Origin of the sequence: Rhizobium sp. BK379 (assembly GCF_014193955.1) — a bacterium.
Lineage (GTDB): Bacteria > Pseudomonadota > Alphaproteobacteria > Rhizobiales > Rhizobiaceae > Rhizobium.
Genome location: NZ_JACIAD010000004.1, coordinates 179,801 through 196,228, shown reverse-complemented (window position 1 = coordinate 196,228; position 16,428 = coordinate 179,801). Strand labels below are relative to the sequence as shown.

The 16,428-nt window shown below is 56.2% G+C and carries 11 protein-coding genes; 5 read left to right on the top strand and 6 right to left on the bottom strand.

Translation table 11 applies throughout. The annotated features are described in order from the left end of the window. Positions 1 to 27: 27 nt before the first annotated feature. Together FHT93_RS19910 and FHT93_RS19905 are read right to left on the bottom strand one after the other, a co-directional pair. Positions 28 to 1,119 (bottom strand): glycosyltransferase family 4 protein, encoded by a 1,092-nt coding sequence (locus FHT93_RS19910; protein WP_018113709.1) that lies wholly within the window; start codon positions 1,117 to 1,119, stop codon positions 28 to 30. A 30-nt stretch (positions 1,120 to 1,149) separates the two neighbouring features. Beyond that, positions 1,150 to 1,815 carry an SGNH/GDSL hydrolase family protein gene (locus tag FHT93_RS19905; RefSeq protein ID WP_018113708.1) on the bottom strand — a complete coding sequence of 222 codons (666 nt, stop codon included), beginning with the start codon at positions 1,813 to 1,815 and terminating at the stop codon, positions 1,150 to 1,152. A gap of 425 nt (positions 1,816 to 2,240) precedes the next feature. On the opposite strand from FHT93_RS19905, the gene FHT93_RS19900 reads away from it, so the two are divergent. Together FHT93_RS19900 and FHT93_RS19895 are read left to right on the top strand one after the other, a co-directional pair. Continuing rightward, positions 2,241 to 3,449 (top strand): glycosyltransferase family 4 protein, encoded by a 1,209-nt coding sequence (locus FHT93_RS19900; protein ID WP_183849065.1) that lies wholly within the window; start codon positions 2,241 to 2,243, stop codon positions 3,447 to 3,449. A gap of 124 nt (positions 3,450 to 3,573) precedes the next feature. Further along, on the top strand, positions 3,574 to 5,853 hold the full coding sequence (locus FHT93_RS19895) for a polysaccharide biosynthesis tyrosine autokinase (RefSeq protein ID WP_246781686.1): 2,280 nt from the start codon (positions 3,574 to 3,576) through the stop codon (positions 5,851 to 5,853). A 64-nt stretch (positions 5,854 to 5,917) separates the two neighbouring features. On the opposite strand, the gene FHT93_RS19890 is transcribed toward FHT93_RS19895, so the two are convergent. From FHT93_RS19890 to ung, 3 genes are all read right to left on the bottom strand, one after another. Beyond that, entirely contained in the window at positions 5,918 to 6,526 is a 609-nt protein-coding gene (locus FHT93_RS19890) for an alpha/beta hydrolase (protein WP_018115004.1), read from the bottom strand. 14 nt (positions 6,527 to 6,540) lie between these two features. Further along, positions 6,541 to 7,473, bottom strand: coding sequence for a VOC family protein (locus FHT93_RS19885; RefSeq protein ID WP_018115005.1), 933 nt, complete (start codon positions 7,471 to 7,473; stop codon positions 6,541 to 6,543). Positions 7,474 to 7,602: 129 nt separating this feature from the next. Further along, positions 7,603 to 8,295, bottom strand: coding sequence for a uracil-DNA glycosylase (gene ung, locus FHT93_RS19880; protein ID WP_029616449.1), 693 nt, complete (start codon positions 8,293 to 8,295; stop codon positions 7,603 to 7,605). 286 nt (positions 8,296 to 8,581) lie between these two features. Between ung and FHT93_RS19875 the strand changes: the two genes are divergently transcribed. The 3 genes from FHT93_RS19875 (at position 8,582) to FHT93_RS19865 (ending at position 12,883) form a co-directional block, all read left to right on the top strand. Beyond that, the gene (locus FHT93_RS19875; RefSeq protein ID WP_183849400.1) at positions 8,582 to 10,006 is read left to right on the top strand and encodes a phosphomannomutase; all 1,425 of its coding nucleotides are present in this window, start codon (positions 8,582 to 8,584) and stop codon (positions 10,004 to 10,006) included. A 43-nt stretch (positions 10,007 to 10,049) separates the two neighbouring features. Beyond that, positions 10,050 to 11,477, top strand: coding sequence for a mannose-1-phosphate guanylyltransferase/mannose-6-phosphate isomerase (locus FHT93_RS19870; protein WP_183849063.1), 1,428 nt, complete (start codon positions 10,050 to 10,052; stop codon positions 11,475 to 11,477). Between the two features lie 89 nt (positions 11,478 to 11,566). Next, positions 11,567 to 12,883, top strand: a complete 1,317-nt coding sequence (locus FHT93_RS19865) for a UDP-glucose/GDP-mannose dehydrogenase family protein (RefSeq protein WP_018115009.1) — start codon at positions 11,567 to 11,569, stop codon at positions 12,881 to 12,883. Positions 12,884 to 13,154: 271 nt separating this feature from the next. On the opposite strand, the gene FHT93_RS19860 is transcribed toward FHT93_RS19865, so the two are convergent. Further along, the gene (locus tag FHT93_RS19860; protein WP_183849061.1) at positions 13,155 to 16,379 is read right to left on the bottom strand and encodes a heparin lyase I family protein; all 3,225 of its coding nucleotides are present in this window, start codon (positions 16,377 to 16,379) and stop codon (positions 13,155 to 13,157) included. Positions 16,380 to 16,428: the final 49 nt, after the last annotated feature.

Genomic DNA, 16,428 nt, shown 5'->3' with positions numbered 1-16,428 from the left:
TGATGCAATGCTCGCTCGAAAGGCGACCTACGAACGGTTTTCCAGCGTTCTACGGCTGGCCCCCTTCCGTTTTCTAACGCCTGAGGCGTCCTCATAGATGCGGTGAAGCAGAGGCAGTATGACGCGATCGCTGTAGTGGTTCTCAACCCGCATTCTACCAGCTTGGGCAAGACGCATGCGAAGGCCTTCGTCACTGAGGAGAGCAAAGATCGCACTGGCAAGCCCCTCCTTGTCGCCGGCGTCCACCAGCAGGCCATCAACACCGTCGGTGATCAGCTCGGGTATCCCCCCGACACGCGTGGTGATGACGGCAACACCTGCGGCCATTGCCTCGAGCACGCTCATCGGCAGCCCTTCGTTGTAGGAGGGAAGAATATAGATGCCGCTGGTCTCCAGCAGCGCTTCTTTCTTTTGCCCGTCGACCCAACCAGCCAATATAACCCTGTCTTCCATTGAGAGGTCTCTCAGGAGCTTGTCCGCCGCTTCGATCTGACCATTGCCGCCGATCACCAGTCTGGCATCCGGATGGTCTTGAGCTATGCTGGCGAAAGCCGGTATGAGGTCGAACGTTCCCTTGCGCGGTCCAATCAGGCCGAGGAAGAGAAGATCATGCGGCCTCCTCAACTGCGGATCTGCAGAAGGAGGCACGATCACATAGTTCGGAACGACGACGATACGCGCCGCCGGTGCGATCCCGCCAACGAATTCGCGCCAACTTTCCGAAAGCACGATGACCCGTGTTGCCTTCTCCAGGTGATGCCGGATAAGTCTGCGCAGAAACGGGCGCTGGCTCTCGTAAAACGGCTTCATCTCCGAACCATGGAGATGCAACACCACCGGTATGCCGAACACCCTGGCGATCGACGTGAAGAGCCCCTTGCGCCAAAAGCTGCCGCGCATTGCCGAATGAGCGTGCACAAGTTCGACACGTCTGGTCGCCAGCAGCCATAGATAGACGATGAGTGCTCGCAACAGCACAGCCTGCTTTGTAAGAAAATTGCCGTCCACATAAGAGGCGACGAGACGAACATCTTCCTTTTCGAGGAAGCCGTCACGCTCATAGGCTTCGACGACGCTGCGCATGCCGCCGCGCGCGGCGCACCAAACCATAATCTTCATTAGCTTATCCCTTCGATACGGCAGATTGGTTTAATTTTGACATTTGCCCGATGCGATCTCCTGGGTCAAACCAGGAACGATGACGGCGGATGCGGCCTGCGGCAGGGGATGCGAGCCATCAGGAATAGCTGCTGCAAGTTCATCCGCGGTAAGCTTAGCCCAGGCCGGTTGGTTGTCGTAGAAGTCAAGACCCATCTCCTTGGCAAGCTGGCGATGGGCATCGATATAGCTATTGATGAACGGACGAATGAAACCTCGCATTCCAAAAATCGGGTTCATTCCCATGACGATGATGCGCGTGGACGGCAGCTCCCGCTTCAGCCGCGCGAGGACTATGGCCATGTTCTTGCGACTGCGCCCGACAGTCATGAAGCGATTGAATGCTGCGTCGTTGGCATAGAATTCAACGAGCACGATATCAGGCTTGGCGGCTATGACGTCCTCAGTCTTTTCCACGGCCCATTCGGATGTTGCGCCACTGCGGGCAACGGAATCCACCAGGACGGGACGGCCAAGACATTTACTCAGCGCCTGCTGCAAGGGCAACTGCCACCCGCCTCGCTCTGTCAGGGACGTTCCAAAAGTCACGATTTTATAGGTCATCTCATCTGCTTTGGCGAATGTGGCGGACTGACCAGAAATCACACCCAGCGCGAGCGCGAAACAAAGGCCGATTCCGAGCCGTTTCTGCGTCATCTCCGCACCTTTTTGCGAGTAATCTCGTTTGATCCTTCCAGTTTTCACAGCTGTCAGCGGGCCCCACGGGATGAGATTGTTGTAGGCGGCCCGGTGGCACCATAATCCCCCACCCCAAAAAAAGCCTCACTTCGATGGCATTTTTTTTGCACTGCAGCGAAGAATACGATAACGTCGGGCTCAGTTGGGTGTGAAGGGCTTTTTTTGCAACGGAGTTCGTCCGGTCGGTGGTGGGACTTGTTTAATTGTTGACGTTGGGCGTTGTGAACAGATGGATACGCAAGTCAATTGGTGAAACGAACACGCTGCATCGTGTCTCCTGATAATAAAATCCGAGGCTTTTCCCTGATGTGATGGGTGGCCATGGAGGCCAAGTACTGCAGCTTCAAATCAGCCCCTCTTCAACTCGAATGATAGGACCAGATATGCCTTCCTGCGTAATTGTCGTTGAAAATCTTCCTGTCCCATTTGATCGACGGGTGTGGCAAGAAGCATGCGCGTTGCGGGATGCGGGCTGGCAGGTATCTGTGATATGCCCGAAAACAGAACAATATCCTGAGAAATTCGAGATCATTGATGATATTGAGATTTTCCGTCATCCGCTTCCACTCGAAGCACGCGGAAAGCTTGCCTTCATTGCCGAGTACAGCGTGGCACTGTTCTACGAATTCACTCTTCTTTTCAAAGTGCTTCGGAGAAGAGGATTTGATGTCATTCAGGCTTGCAATCCCCCGGATCTGATATTTCTTGTGGCATTCCCTTTCAAGCTGTTGGGCAAGAGCTTTGTCTTTGATCACCACGACGTAAGCCCGGAACTCTATGTTGCAAAATACGAGAGACGCGGCTTCTTTTATCATCTGCTCAAACTTGCCGAACGGTTGACCTTCCTCACGGCGGACCTCGTTATCTCCTCTAACGAGACACATCGGGAGCTGGCTATGTCGCGCGGTGGAAAGAAGGCGGACGATGTCGTCTCTGTCTACAGCATTCCGGACAAATCGAGAATTCGCCGTGTAGCACCGAATTTGGAGCTACGTGGCGGTGCGCGCGTCGTTTTGGGCTATGTAGGGATCATCGCAGATCAAGATGGTGTCGATCATCTGGTCCGTTGCCTGCATCAACTCGTGAAGGTTCACGCAGTTCATGATATCAAGGCAGTTGTTGTAGGGGATGGCCCGGCACTGGAGTCGGTTAGAAGTCTTGCTGCAGAACTACAGATAGAAGACTTTGTCAAGTTTACTGGATATTTGCGCGGGGAGCAGCTGCTTGCTGCTTTAAGTACCTTTGATATTGGTATCATCCCGGATCCGGTAAATGAATACAACGACAAGATCAGCATGAACAAGGTTTTCGAATATTCCGCCCTTGGAATACCGTCCGTTTCATATGACTTGCGCGAAACAAAACGCCTGCTCAAATCGGCAGGGCGTTACGCTGACGCCCCAACCCCGGAAGCTCTCGCGAAAGCCTGTTTGACGCTCATTAGGGATGACATGGCCCGAGCAGAAGCAGGTCACCGCGCAAAAGCCCTGGCGGACGCCGACTTCAATTGGGATCACGAAGCCCAGAAATACGTTACAGCTTATTCTCGATTCCTTAAGCAAGAAGAAGTTAGTCTCCAGACTGGTGCTTAGTAAAAAGTTGGCATATTCCATCGCGCGTATTGATGCTTCACACAATTGCATTGCATGCTGGGCGCTTTTAATGTGTTCACACGCATATTCAGTTGAGCTTGTTAACTAACGGAGGCCCGGATTGCTGTCGCCAGATAAGGTCTCGGCGCATGCCGACGAAGATTGGGAAAACGCCGGAGCTGGCGATACGATCGATGTTGAAAGGCTCGTCGCAGTCGTGCGCCGTCAGTGGCGTGTCGTTGCGCTCTGCGTGGGTGTCTTCGCAGTCCTTGGCCTCGTCTATATCCTGACGGCGGTACCTAAATACACTGCATCGACAAGCGTTCTCATTGATCGCGGCAACAGTCAACTTGCGAACCAGATGCAGGCCAGTGTCGCCGCTGCTCTCCCAATTGAGGACGACGCGTCGGTGCTGAGCGAGGTCGAGCTTTTCAAATCAGACTCGATCGGTCTAGCGGTCGTCGACAAGCTGAAGCTCCTGGACATTCCGGAATTTACTTCGCCGGCGCGTTCGCCAATCAGCATGCTTCGCTCACTTTTGAACTTTCGGACCTGGTTTGCCAGCGATGACGTCGCGGCCGACGATATTGACACCTTGCGCCATAATGCAGCCGACAAGGTTGTTGCCGACATGGACGTCGATCGTATCGGACGCTCCTACGCACTTTCAATCAGCTACACCTCGACATCTCCGGAGCTGGCATCGAAGATTGCGACCTCTATCGCCGAGGCCTATCTTGTCGATAAACTGAACTCGAAATACGATGCTACCCGTCGTGCATCCGATTGGCTTCAGGAGCGTATCGACGAACTCAAGCAGAAGGCACTCGATTCTGACCTTTCGGTCCAAAAGTTCCGAACTGCACACGGGCTTCTTTCCACCGGCGGTCAATATCAGCTCATTAGCGACCAGCAGCTCTCCGAACTGACGACCCAGTTGATCGGCGCGCAGGCTGATACCGCAAGAGCTCGGGCAAAATACGAGCGCGTCAAATCGATTATCGACAATAAGCGCACGGACGCCATCGTAACCGACGTTCTCGATAATTCGATCTCTAACGATCTGCGCAAGAAATACCTTGAAGCTTCCAAGCTTGAAGCAGAAATATCTGCCCGTCTCGGGCCGGATCACGTCCAGGCCGTTCGCCTTCGCAGCGAGATGGCCGAATATCAGCGGCTGATGTTCGAAGAATTGAACCGAATCGCCGAAAGCTATCAAAGCGAACTTCAGGTCGCGCAGACTCGCGAAAAGTCCCTTCAGGACAGTGTCACGCAAGCGAGCAGCGTTACGGCTGCCGCCGGCGAGACGCAGGTGCAGCTGCGCGAACTCGAACGCACGGCAGATACCTATCGCAACCTCTATCAGACCTTCCTTGCCCGCTTCCAGGAAGCAACACAGCAACAATCCTTCCCGATCACGGACGCGCGCATCATCACCAGGGCCCAGGTGCCAACGGCTCCGAGTGCCCCGAAGAAGCCGCTCATCCTTGCGCTGGCCATGGCTCTCGGTGCAGCCTTCGGCGGTGGCATCGGCGCCTTCCGTGAATACCGCGATCGCTTCTTCCGCACGGGCGAACAGGTTCGAGACGTTTTGTCGCTCGAATATATCGGTCATGTACCGGCCATTGATGCGAAGGAAGCAGGCAGCGGCAACAAGGACCCAGAATCGGTCCGCGGACTGCAAAACGGCAACGGGATCACCAACTACGTGGTCAACCATCCGCTGTCAGCCTTCGCCGAGACGATGCGCAGCGCCAAGATCGCCGTCGACATGGAAAATGCCAGCTCACGCTGCAAGGTCATCGGCGTCATCTCCTGCCTTCCTGGCGAGGGCAAGTCGACTATTGCCGTCAACCTGGCGCAGCTCCTGGCAATGCAAGGTTCACGCACACTGTTGATCGACGCCGACCTTCGCAACCCGGGTGCGACGCGCGCGATCGGCCGCCATGCGGAACAGGGCATTCTGGAAGTGCTGCTGGAAGGTAGGCCTCTGAAGGATGTGCTGCTACTCGACAACAAGACCAAGCTTGCTTTCCTGCCCGCCGTCGTCAAGCGCCGCGTACCGCACTCTTCCGACCTTCTCTCGTCGTCCATCATGGTCAACATGCTGGATGAGCTGAAGACTCATTTCGACTATATCGTCCTCGACTTGCCGCCGCTCGGACCGGTTGTCGATGCCCGTGCGATCAGCCCGATGCTCGACGCTTCGCTGGCCGTCATCGAGTGGGGTCGCACCTCTCGACGCGTCGTTCGCACGACGTTCGCGGTTCAACCCGAGGTCATGCAGAAGTGCATCGGCGTCGTGTTGAACAAGGTCGATACCGAAAAGCTGAAGCTTTATCGTTCCTATGGTTCTGGCGAGTATTATTACAACCGCTACTCCGCCTATTATCACGAAGCGTAGGCGTCCTTTTCCCACAGGATCGGAAATGAACTATGCGGCGATTTTCGCCGCATAGTCTTTTGTATCACGCCGATTCCGCAAAGAACTTCCCGATGGTCTCGATCTCATTCGGTCGGATGTCATGGCCTCCCGAATGCCATTCCGTCTGCACCTGGGCATTCTGGCTCTCGAAATAGGCGGAAAGCGCTTCGGTCAGCGCGACAGGCGAAATCGGATCACGCTGACCTGCCGTAATCAATATTCTGCGGCCGCCGAGATCGGGATTGGCGCGCGGTCGAAAAGGGATAAGCGGATGAAGCAGAGCTGCCGCATCGAACAGGCCCTTCTCGATAAGCACGTTCGCCAGAATGTTGGCGCCATTCGAAAATCCTAGCCCGAGAATCCTGGATGCACCATGCGTCGAGGCCAGATCCTGGACGTAATCGCTAATCTTGTCCGTCGCCCGAGCGAGGTCAGCCATGTCGTAGACACCCTCGCCGGTTCGCTTAAAGAAGCGTGCCGCCCCATACTCGGATACGTCGCCGCGCGGCGAAACGATCGTCGCCTCCGGCAGCAATCGCCTGCCGAAATCGAAGAACTGGTTCTCGTCACCGCCCGTCCCGTGAAGCACGAAAAGAATGGGCTTTCCAGGTGCACCGGCATGCAACCGGTGCACATAACCATTGTCAGTCATCGTTCTGTCTCCGCCTAGGCTTCGAGCGGCTGGAGATGCTGCTCGATAAGGGCACGCAGATGCGCATGCTGCTGCGGCAGCTTCAATGCTTCGCCGAGGTGAGCCGTATCCTCGTCGCGGTCGAAGCCGGGTTCGTTGGTGGCGATCTCGAACAGTACGCCGCCGGGCGTACGGAAATAGATTGCCCAGAAGTAATCGCGGTCGATGACCGGGGTGACCTGATAGCCCGTGTCCATCAGCGCCTTGCGCACTTCGAGTTGCTTCTCGCGGTTTTCGACGGCGAAAGCGACATGGTGGACGGAACCGGCGCCCGGAAGCGCACGGGCAATATTGGGCATGGTTTCGAGATCGACGAGATGCGCACCGTTCCCGCCGGGAATGGTAAGACGCTTGACGCCGTCGCGTTCTTCCTGAACTTCATAACCCATGAACTTCAGAAGTTCGGCCGTGGCACCATCATCTCTCAGCCGCATGGCAACGGAGTGGAAGCCTCTGATGGCATGATCCTCGCTGACGCCACCGTGCGTCCATGGAGCACGGGCGTCATCCTTGACCTCGACAAGTGCGAAGCCGTCGCCATCGGGACCAGCAAAACTCAGGCGTTTCTCACCAAAGGATTCTTCCGTCTTCAGGCCGGTGACATTGAGCTTGGTCAGGCGATCGCTCCAGAAGCCCAGCGACCCTTGCGGAACCGAGTAGACTGTGGTGCCGACTTCACCTGTGCCCGGACGCCCCTGCGCCATCTTCGGGAACGGGAAATAGGTCATGATCGTGCCCGGCGAACCGGTTTCGTCGCCGTAGTACAGGTGATAGACATCGGGAGCGTCGAAATTGACGGTCTTCTTGACGCGGCGCAGGCCCAGCGCATTGGTGAAGAACTGGTTGTTGGTCCGGGCGTCCTCGGCCATCGATGTAACGTGGTGCAGACCCTTGATTTGATCGAGCATTTGAGACCTCTTTCTGCCCGCAACAGGCGGGCTTTCGATGGGTCATAGATGAGCTTTTCGAGCCGGTTCTCATAGTCCGGCAAGCTGACACGCATTGTCTCCATTTTGTGAACGACAATGCGGCAGCGTTCAAGGATTGACTGGAAGCTGCCAATCAATAGGTTCACGGCCATGCGACTTAAGAAACGCATTCGCCTTGGAGAAATGCCGCGATCCGAAAAAGCCGTTATGGGCGGAAAGCGGCGACGGATGCGGCGCCTTCAACACCAGATGCCGCCTTGCGTCGACAAAAGCCGCCTTCTTTTGGGCATAGGAGCCCCAGAGCATGAAAACGACGCCTTCACATTCGTCGTTCACCTTGCGGATGACCGCATCGGTGAAACGTTCCCAGCCTTTGCCCTGATGCGAGGCCGCCTGAGATTCCTCCACGGTCAGCACACTGTTGAGGAGAAGCACGCCCTGTTGGGCCCAATGTTCAAGGAAGCCGTGCCGGGCCGGCGAGATCCCCAGATCGGTCGCCATTTCCTTGTAGATATTGACGAGTGATGGCGGAATACGCACGCCCGGGCGAACGCTGAAGCAGAGTCCATGAGCCTGGCCGATGCCGTGATAAGGATCTTGCCCGAGGATGACGACTTTGACTTTCGCAAGCGGTGTCAGATCCAGGGCGCGGAAATACTCCCCGCCTTTGGGGAAAATCTGTCTGCCAAGCTGCTTCTGCTCGACGAGAAAGATCTTGAGCTGCTGCATGTAGGGACTTGCAAACTCGCCCGCGAGCGCCGCTTTCCAACTCTCTTCAAGAGTGACTGACGTGTCGTTCACGACGCACCTCCCGGATCGATGCATTTGGTATTGGAGCTGTTCTAACAAAAATATCTACGCGCGCAACGAGCCGCAGCATCCGTGCAAATCGTCTACCTCGCAAACGCGAAAACCTGTCACAAATCGAAAAACCAGCAATATTAGCGAAATCTCTGGCAACGATGCGGAAATGATGGCAATACTTGGCGATGCCGTGCGCCAGCTTAACTATGTCCGGATTTTGCTGTTTACCCAAGCAAATCAGCACAGTAGAAATCGGTTTGTTCACAGCGCGAGGGTGTTTCGCATGAAGTTTGGGACAAGCGGCCTTCGTGGTCTCTCGGTGGATCTCACAGGACGTGCATCGGCGCTTTATGCCACGGCTTTCGGTAGATATTTGCTGCAGAGCAACAAAGCGGACCGCGGCGATGTCATTCTGATCGGCCGTGATTTCCGGGATTCCAGCCCGGAGATTGCCGGCAACTGCGCCGGCGCGCTCGCAAGCCTCGGCTTTAGAGTTCTAGACTGCGGCACCGTCCCGACACCGGCGCTCGCGCTTTACGGCCTGGAAAGAAAGGCCGCTTGCCTGATGATAACGGGTTCGCATATCCCGGCGGACCGCAACGGCATCAAATTCTACCGCCCAGACGGCGAGATCGACAAAGCGGACGAAGCAGCGATTACCCGATTTGCCGCCGAAATCGAAGCCTCCGGCGAATCGGTCGTTAGCGAACCTGTAGCTGTCGAGGATCACTCTGCACCGTGCCTGCAGCTCTTCTTTGAGCGCAACGCGGGTCTCTTGCCTGCACGTGCGCTTCTGGGCATGAAGATCGGCATCTATCAGCACAGCACGGTCGCTCGCGACTTGATGGTCGATATTTTCGCCCATTATGGCGCCGAGGTCGTCGCTCTTGGTCGGTCCGAAACGTTTATCCCGGTCGACACCGAAGCCGTTTCCGAAGAGACAATCGCCCTTCTGAGGAGCTGGGCCTCTACACATGGCCTTGACGCGATTGTTTCCACGGATGGCGATGGCGACCGTCCGCTGGTTGCCGATGAAACCGGAACGCCGTTGCGCGGAGATCTTCTGGGATTGATTTCAGCCAATTTCCTCGGTGCCGGTACCGTCGTCACGCCGGTCACCTCCAATTCGGGAATTGAAGCCGCAGGATCCTTCAGAGTCATTCGTACCCGTGTCGGCTCTCCCTTCGTGATTGCCGGCATGGAAGAGGCCGTTGCCGCAGGCAAGAATCTGGTGATGGGCTTCGAAGCGAACGGCGGGCTCCTGACGGCAACAACCTTCGATATCAACGGCCGCAGCGTGCGAGCATTGCCCACGCGCGACTGCTTCCTGCCTATGCTGGCAACGCTTTCGCTTGCCGCAATCCGCAAGGAGCCGCTTTCGATCGTTGCGGCTTCATACAAACTGCCCTTTGCGGCGGCCGATCGTCTCGAGAACTTCCCGGTCGAAACCAGCGTAGCCTTGATGGCTTACCTGCGTGAATCCGACGCCAACCTCGCAGAATTCCTGCAGCCTGTTGGCGAGGTCAGGTTGAAAAGCGATATTGACGGCTTGCGCGTGACGTTGCGCGATGGCCGCATCATTCATTTTCGGCCGTCCGGCAATGCGCCGGAAATGCGTTGCTATGTGGAAGCCGAAAGCGAGGCAGCCGCCTTACAACTCTTGAATGCGGGATTGACCCGAATTAAGGGGTGGGCAGAAGCCCTGTAAGCATGCGACAAACTTGGCCATTCATTTCGAGGAAGAGCATCCGATGACACAGAAAATCGTCCCCGTGATCATGGCTGGCGGCAAGGGCACGCGCCTTTGGCCACTCTCGCGCGCAACCGCCCCCAAACAGTTCATCCAGTTCGTTGGGGACAAGACGCTGTTTCAGGAAACCCTGGTCCGCGTTTCCGATCGGGCGCTTTACGAAGCTCCCATCGTCGTAACGAATGAGGAATTTCGTTTCCTCGTCGCGGAACAGGCCCGCGAACTCGATATTCGGCTCGCGTCAGTCTTGCTGGAGCCCGTCGCTCGCAACACAGCAGCGGCAGTGGCCGCTGCCGCGAGCCTGGCTTCCGAACACTTCGGCAAAGACACTATCATTCAGATGTTGGCTTCCGATCATGAGATTCTTGCCGACGAGGCTTATTTTGAGGCCATCCGCATGGCGCGCGATGCAGCCCTCAAAGGCAAGCTGGTCACTTTCGGCATTACGCCAACGGAGCCGGCGACTGGCTATGGGTATATCGAGGCCGGAAAGCAACTTCCGGGCGGCGCGCACGAGGTCAAGCGCTTTGTCGAAAAACCGGCACGCGAGAAGGCCGAGCAGATGCTGGCCGCCGGTGCCTTTTATTGGAATTCCGGCATCTTCATGTTCCCGGTCGCCGAACTGCTTTCCGAAATGCAGGAATATGCACCAGATGTGCTGAAGGCGGCGGACACGGCACTCTCCAAGGCAACGCGTGATCTCGATTTCACGCGTCTCGATGCCGAACACTTCGCAAAAAGTCCGGACATCTCGATCGACTACGCAATCATGGAAAAGACATCGAAAGCGGTTGTCGTGCCCTCCGTCTTCAAATGGTCGGATCTCGGTAGTTGGGACGCCATATGGAAAACCGGCGTCCAGGATGAAAATGGCAACATTGCCGCAGCGAACACGACTGTTGTCAACACCCGCAACTCGCTCGTCATGACTCACGGGGTGCATCTCGCTGTCCAAGGCATGGATGATGTCGCCGTCATCGCCAGCGAAGACGCTGTTTATGTCGGCCCGCTCAAGGAAAGCCAGCAAGTCGGCGCCCTGGTCAAGCTGCTTGCGGGTCAGAAGATGACGTCTAAGCTGACCGAGACGCATCCAACATCCTACCGTCCGTGGGGTGGTTACACCTCTATCTTCAACGGAGATAGGTTCCAGGTGAAGCGTATCTTTGTCACGCCTGGCAAGAAGCTGTCGCTGCAGAAGCACCATCACCGTTCCGAGCACTGGATCGTAGTGAAGGGCACAGCCGAAGTAACTATCGGCGATAATGTTCAGATGCTGCGCGAAAACGAGTCGGTCTATATCCCGCTCGGCGAGGTCCATCGCCTCGCAAATCCCGGCAAGATCCTCCTGGAGCTCATCGAGGTCCAAACCGGTTCCTACCTTGGCGAGGACGACATCATTCGTATTGTCGACGAGTTAGGCCGCTCCTGACATTGCTCTTCAAAAGCCATTTAGGCTTGATTTGTTGCGTTGCAGCATATAGCCCAGATGCAGTTATTTTCTAACTTGGAGATCGCTTCATGCGTATCGTTATGATTGGTTCTGGCTATGTCGGTCTTGTTTCAGGTGCCTGCTTTGCCGACTTTGGTCATCACGTGACTTGCGTCGACAAGTCCGAAGCAAAAATTGCGGCGCTCGAAGCCGGCGAGGTCCCGATTTTCGAACCTGGGCTTGACGCGATCATCGAACAGAATCGCGAAGCCGGACGCCTTGATTTCTCGAAAAACCTCGCCCCTTCCGTTGGTGAGGCAGATGTCGTCTTCATCGCCGTCGGCACACCCTCCCGACGTGGCGACGGCCACGCGGACCTAACCTATGTCTATGCTGCCGCACGCGAAATCGCTGCAGCTGTCAAGGGTTTCACGGTCGTCGTGACAAAGTCCACCGTCCCGGTTGGAACGGGCGACGAGATCGAACGCATCTTCCGTGAGGAGTTCCCGGAGAAAGATATAGCCGTCGTCTCCAATCCCGAATTCCTCCGGGAAGGTGCGGCCATCACCGACTTCAAGCGTCCCGACCGTATCGTCATCGGCACTGAGGATGCGCGCGCCATCGAGGTCATGCGCGAAGTCTACCGTCCGCTTTACCTCAATGAAGCGCCGCTCTATTTCTGCGAACGTCGCACTTCCGAACTCATCAAATACGCGGCCAACGCCTTCCTCGCGATGAAGATCACCTTCATCAACGAAATTGCTGACCTCTCCGAGAAGATCGGCGCCGACGTCCAGAAGGTCGCCAAGGGGATCGGCATGGACAAGCGCATCGGCGACAAGTTCCTGCATGCCGGACCCGGCTACGGCGGCTCTTGTTTCCCCAAGGATACACTCGCCCTCGTCAAGACCGCACAGGACTTTGACAGCCCGGTACGCCTCATCGAGACGACAGTTGCGATCAACGATAATCGCAAGCGCGCCATGGGGCGCAAGGTCATCGCCGCCTGCAATGGCGACGTGCGTGGCAAGAAGATTGCCGTCCTCGGTCTCACGTTCAAGCCGAACACCGACGACATGCGCGATGCACCCTCGATCACCATTGTTCAGGCTCTGCTCGATGGCGGTGCGACGGTCCACGCCTACGATCCGGAAGGCATGGACGCAGCAAAAGACGTGCTCGGTCCGATTGCCTACGGCAAAGATCCTTATGAGATCGCCGTCGATGCAGACGCAATCGTCATCGTCACCGAATGGGATGAATTCCGCGCCCTCGACCTCAAGCGCCTCAAAACCGTCATGAAGGATCCGGTCATTGTCGACCTGAGGAACATTTATCCGGCGGCTGAAGCAGCCAAATACGGCTTCGGTTATTTTGCCATCGGCAGAAAGCCCGAAAAACGCTAGGAGTGATAGATCGTACCGGGATTCCGGATGGGTGGCTCCAACCTGGCCCGTGTAGACGATACAGCAGGAGTATAAGGCGACCACTGTTGACGGGGGTCGCCTTGCTAGTGTCATCGCATGCGGATGTCTGCCTCTCCCCTTGCGAGAAGTGACGAGTGAGGTTGTTGTACGCCCGGGGTCGGACGAGACCCATTCAGCGAGCAGACAGATCACGCTCCACCTCAATCTGCGTGGGCGCGTTTCCGGGGCGCCATCGCCCTTGCGGCATCTGTTATAGGAACAGGAAATCCTCGGAAGACAGGTTCGCCATCGCAACCTTAGCGACCAATACACTGTTGTGATCGTCGAAGGTGATGAGCGTTCCTGCGGAGGTAGAACTCATCAATGCACGCAGGCTCGCGTAATCGTCCACCAGCGAACTGTCGAAGGCAATTCGGTCATGAACGGTCCCGCCATGCGCCTGAAAGCCGGAGATCGTATCCTGGCCAGCCTGAGCGTGGAACATGAAGGTGTCGTTGGCAATGCTCGATCCGACGAGCGTGTCTTTCACGCCCTCATGTGATGTCAGGGTCACACCTTGTGCAAAGGCCGTCTGTGTATGGGAGCCGTCGACATTCGTCTTGTCGGTCCATTGTTTCTTGCCGTCGATACCATAGTGCGACTGCTCGACCGTGCTTGGTGACGCTCCGTCCCCGGCATACGTGAACAGGATATAGTCTCGGGAATGGTCGGTATGCGTCGTGTCCGAGACCGTCTGTCTCCCCTTGATGTCGAAATTGCCGCTCTCCTGCGATCCATCCGCATTGAGATGGTATGATTGAGAAATTGTGTGCGCAGCATCTCCGTACTTGCGGACGCTATCGATGAGCTTGCCGGCAGCGTCATAAGTCTGAATTTGTTGTGTGTAGTCCCTGCCGGAAATCGCAAGACTTGCCTCGACGCGCCCGCCGTCTGCATAGCGGATGCTGTAGCCGGTCTCGTGGCCCGTGGCGGGATCATACCAATGTGTCTCCTTCGAGCCATCGGCATTATAAGCTGAAAACTCCTTGAGATGCTCGCCGGGCGCATAAGTTTCCGTTTTGATCAGTTTCTGGCCTGCTGCGTAGAAAAGCGCAGTTGTAAGCTGGCCTGCGATGTCGAAATTGCGGATCTCTCCCGCGCCGGTACTGTCGAAATGCTCAGTATGGGCGACCGTATGAGCCGGGTCGCCATACTTGCGTACGAGATCGGTGACCTTACCCTTGGAATCGTAGCTGATGATCTGCTCGGCATAATCCTTGCCCATGATAGCCAAATTGGCCATCACGCGACTACCGTCGGCATTGCGGATCGAATAGCTGAGTTCCTTGCCGCTGTCGGCATCATAGCGATGGGTTTCTGTCGATCCGTCGCTGTTTCGAATCTCCTGGTAATAGGTGTTGGTTACGGGGTCGTAGGTGCCAAGGGAGGGATCTGGCACAAGGATATCCGTTCCGATGAGCTTGCCGGTGGCATCGAAATGGCTGATCCTGGCCACAGTCGTCGTGCCGGCAACATAGGTGGCTACGTCATAGGAATGGTCGGCGGCATAGAGCGTATAGCCCGTTGCCGGACCGGTGCTGTTCGCATAGGCAAATACCTTCAGCGTCGGGTTTGTTCCGAATGTCTCGGTGCTGATAAGCCTGCCGTTCTGGTCAAGCAGATCCTTCGAGATCATCGCGTTGCTGGCGTTATAGGTGACGATCTGGCCTGAATAGGACTGACCGGTGATACCGAACGTGCCTTCGACATGCGACTTGTCCGGGTGCACGATCGAAAAACTCGTTTCCTGACCGGCGGTGTTATAACGGTGTGTCTCGATTGTCCCATCCGGTTCCCAGCTGGCGGACATGATCTTTATGTGCCCAGGCGCGAAACGCTCCTGAAGGATCAGTTTGCCCGCCGGGTCGTACCTATAGGCTTCTTCGACATAGTCTTTGCCGGTGATGCCGTAGGTGGTGCGGGTATAACTCTTGTCTGCGTCATAGATTGTTTCGATCGTTTTTGCCCCGGAGGCTGGATCGAAATAGGTGACAGTCTTGCGGGAACCATCGTCGTTGAAGGTCTGCTCGAACTTCAGTCGGTTCAATGAATCATATTGCTCGTACTCGATCAGGACGCCGTTCTTGGTGATATTGATATCCGAGGAACCGTCGGTCTTCCATGTTTGGGTCACGGTAACGCCGTCGGCACCGATTTTCTGATCAAACACGAGCTTGCTTCCGAGATAGCGCTCGGATTCTATCACCTTGCCTTGCTCGTTGTAGATATAGACCTGCCGGTCGTAGGTGCCGCCGGAGACCGGCGTGCTGGTCTTGAATGTAACATCGTCGCCCGCGATCTTGTTCAGGACGCCCGAATTTATATAGAGGCGCATCACATAATCAGAAGGAACCGTCAGCATATGCGTGTCGGTGAGGATGATCGACTGGACACTCACATCCTTCATGATGCTGTCCATGCGTGCGACGATCTCCGCAGCCGTGCCGATCTCGATGCCCGCAGGCGCAGCTATAATACCGTAGCGACCAGTTGAGTCGACCGCGACCGCACTCAGGCTATGCTCGCCCGTTGTCGTAAAGACTATATCGGTTGTATACCGTCCCATGGCATCTGTTTCGGCCGTGGCGATCACCTTGCCGTTTTCGTAGATCACGACGGTCGTACCAAGCTTGGCGGTACCGCTGATCGTTGCCGAGTTGAATCCCGATGGATCGTGCGCGGCATTGCCGACCAGGACAGAAGGGGCGCCGATATACGCATCCGGATCGGGGAAGTTAACTGTGGAGCCGGTCTCGATATCCAGATCGCCGTAGACGGCCGCAACGGATTCCGTCGCGTTGGAATGGCGATAAATGCCTTCGGCCCAGTAGACCCCCTGGTCCTGAATGTAACCAAGCGGCCCGGTATAGTCGACAATTGTCACCCCGTCGCGCGTTACAACAAGTCGGCCGTTTCCGTCAGGATCGAACGTAGCTTTGATATCCATGTCATAGTTATGTCCGCGCTGGATATCGTAGGCGTCAGTGAAGATCACCTGTTGAACCGGGTTTCCGTCAGCATCGCTGAAGCCGATGCTGATGCCCATCTTCTCGCCTGTTAGCGTGACGGAGAACGGTGGCGGGACGACCAGCGCATCCTCGTGTACATTCTGATGAAGCTGGCCGAGCACCATGAAATAGGCCGTATTGGGCTGGCCGGGTTCGAGCATGAAATCATAGGAAACTTGGAGCGGCGTGCCGTAGGTGATCGGTTCCCTGTCAGCGATCTCTATGCGCTCGGAGGCGTGGTTGTTGGCCGCATCCCATGGGGCTTGATCGCCGTCGTGCAGCTCGAAGCGGATGGCGCCGTTCCGCGGCACGGACAAGGAATAATCCTTGCCTCCGCCTTGATATTCGAAGGGTTGATCGTCCACTTCAATGGAATAATAGCCTGTAAGGGAGCTGTTCCAATCTTCCGGCTGAATGGTGGTAACCATTTCCCCGCTGCCTTTTGTTGTTGGAGGAATGCCAACAGGGTCCCAAAGG

Bases quoted from the DNA above. Each gene is read 5' to 3' on its own strand.
- FHT93_RS19910 (WP_018113709.1), bottom strand. From the start codon at position 1,119: ATGAAGATTATGGTTTGGTGCGCCGCGCGCGGCGGCATGCGCAGCGTC.
- FHT93_RS19905 (WP_018113708.1), bottom strand. From the start codon at position 1,815: ATGACGCAGAAACGGCTCGGAATCGGCCTTTGTTTCGCGCTCGCGCTG.
- FHT93_RS19900 (WP_183849065.1), top strand. From the start codon at position 2,241: ATGCCTTCCTGCGTAATTGTCGTTGAAAATCTTCCTGTCCCATTTGAT.
- FHT93_RS19890 (WP_018115004.1), bottom strand. From the start codon at position 6,526: ATGACTGACAATGGTTATGTGCACCGGTTGCATGCCGGTGCACCTGGA.
- FHT93_RS19885 (WP_018115005.1), bottom strand. From the start codon at position 7,473: ATGCTCGATCAAATCAAGGGTCTGCACCACGTTACATCGATGGCCGAG.
- FHT93_RS19875 (WP_183849400.1), top strand. From the start codon at position 8,582: ATGAAGTTTGGGACAAGCGGCCTTCGTGGTCTCTCGGTGGATCTCACA.
- FHT93_RS19870 (WP_183849063.1), top strand. From the start codon at position 10,050: ATGACACAGAAAATCGTCCCCGTGATCATGGCTGGCGGCAAGGGCACG.
- FHT93_RS19865 (WP_018115009.1), top strand. From the start codon at position 11,567: ATGCGTATCGTTATGATTGGTTCTGGCTATGTCGGTCTTGTTTCAGGT.
- FHT93_RS19860 (WP_183849061.1), bottom strand. From the start codon at position 16,379: ATGGTTACCACCATTCAGCCGGAAGATTGGAACAGCTCCCTTACAGGC.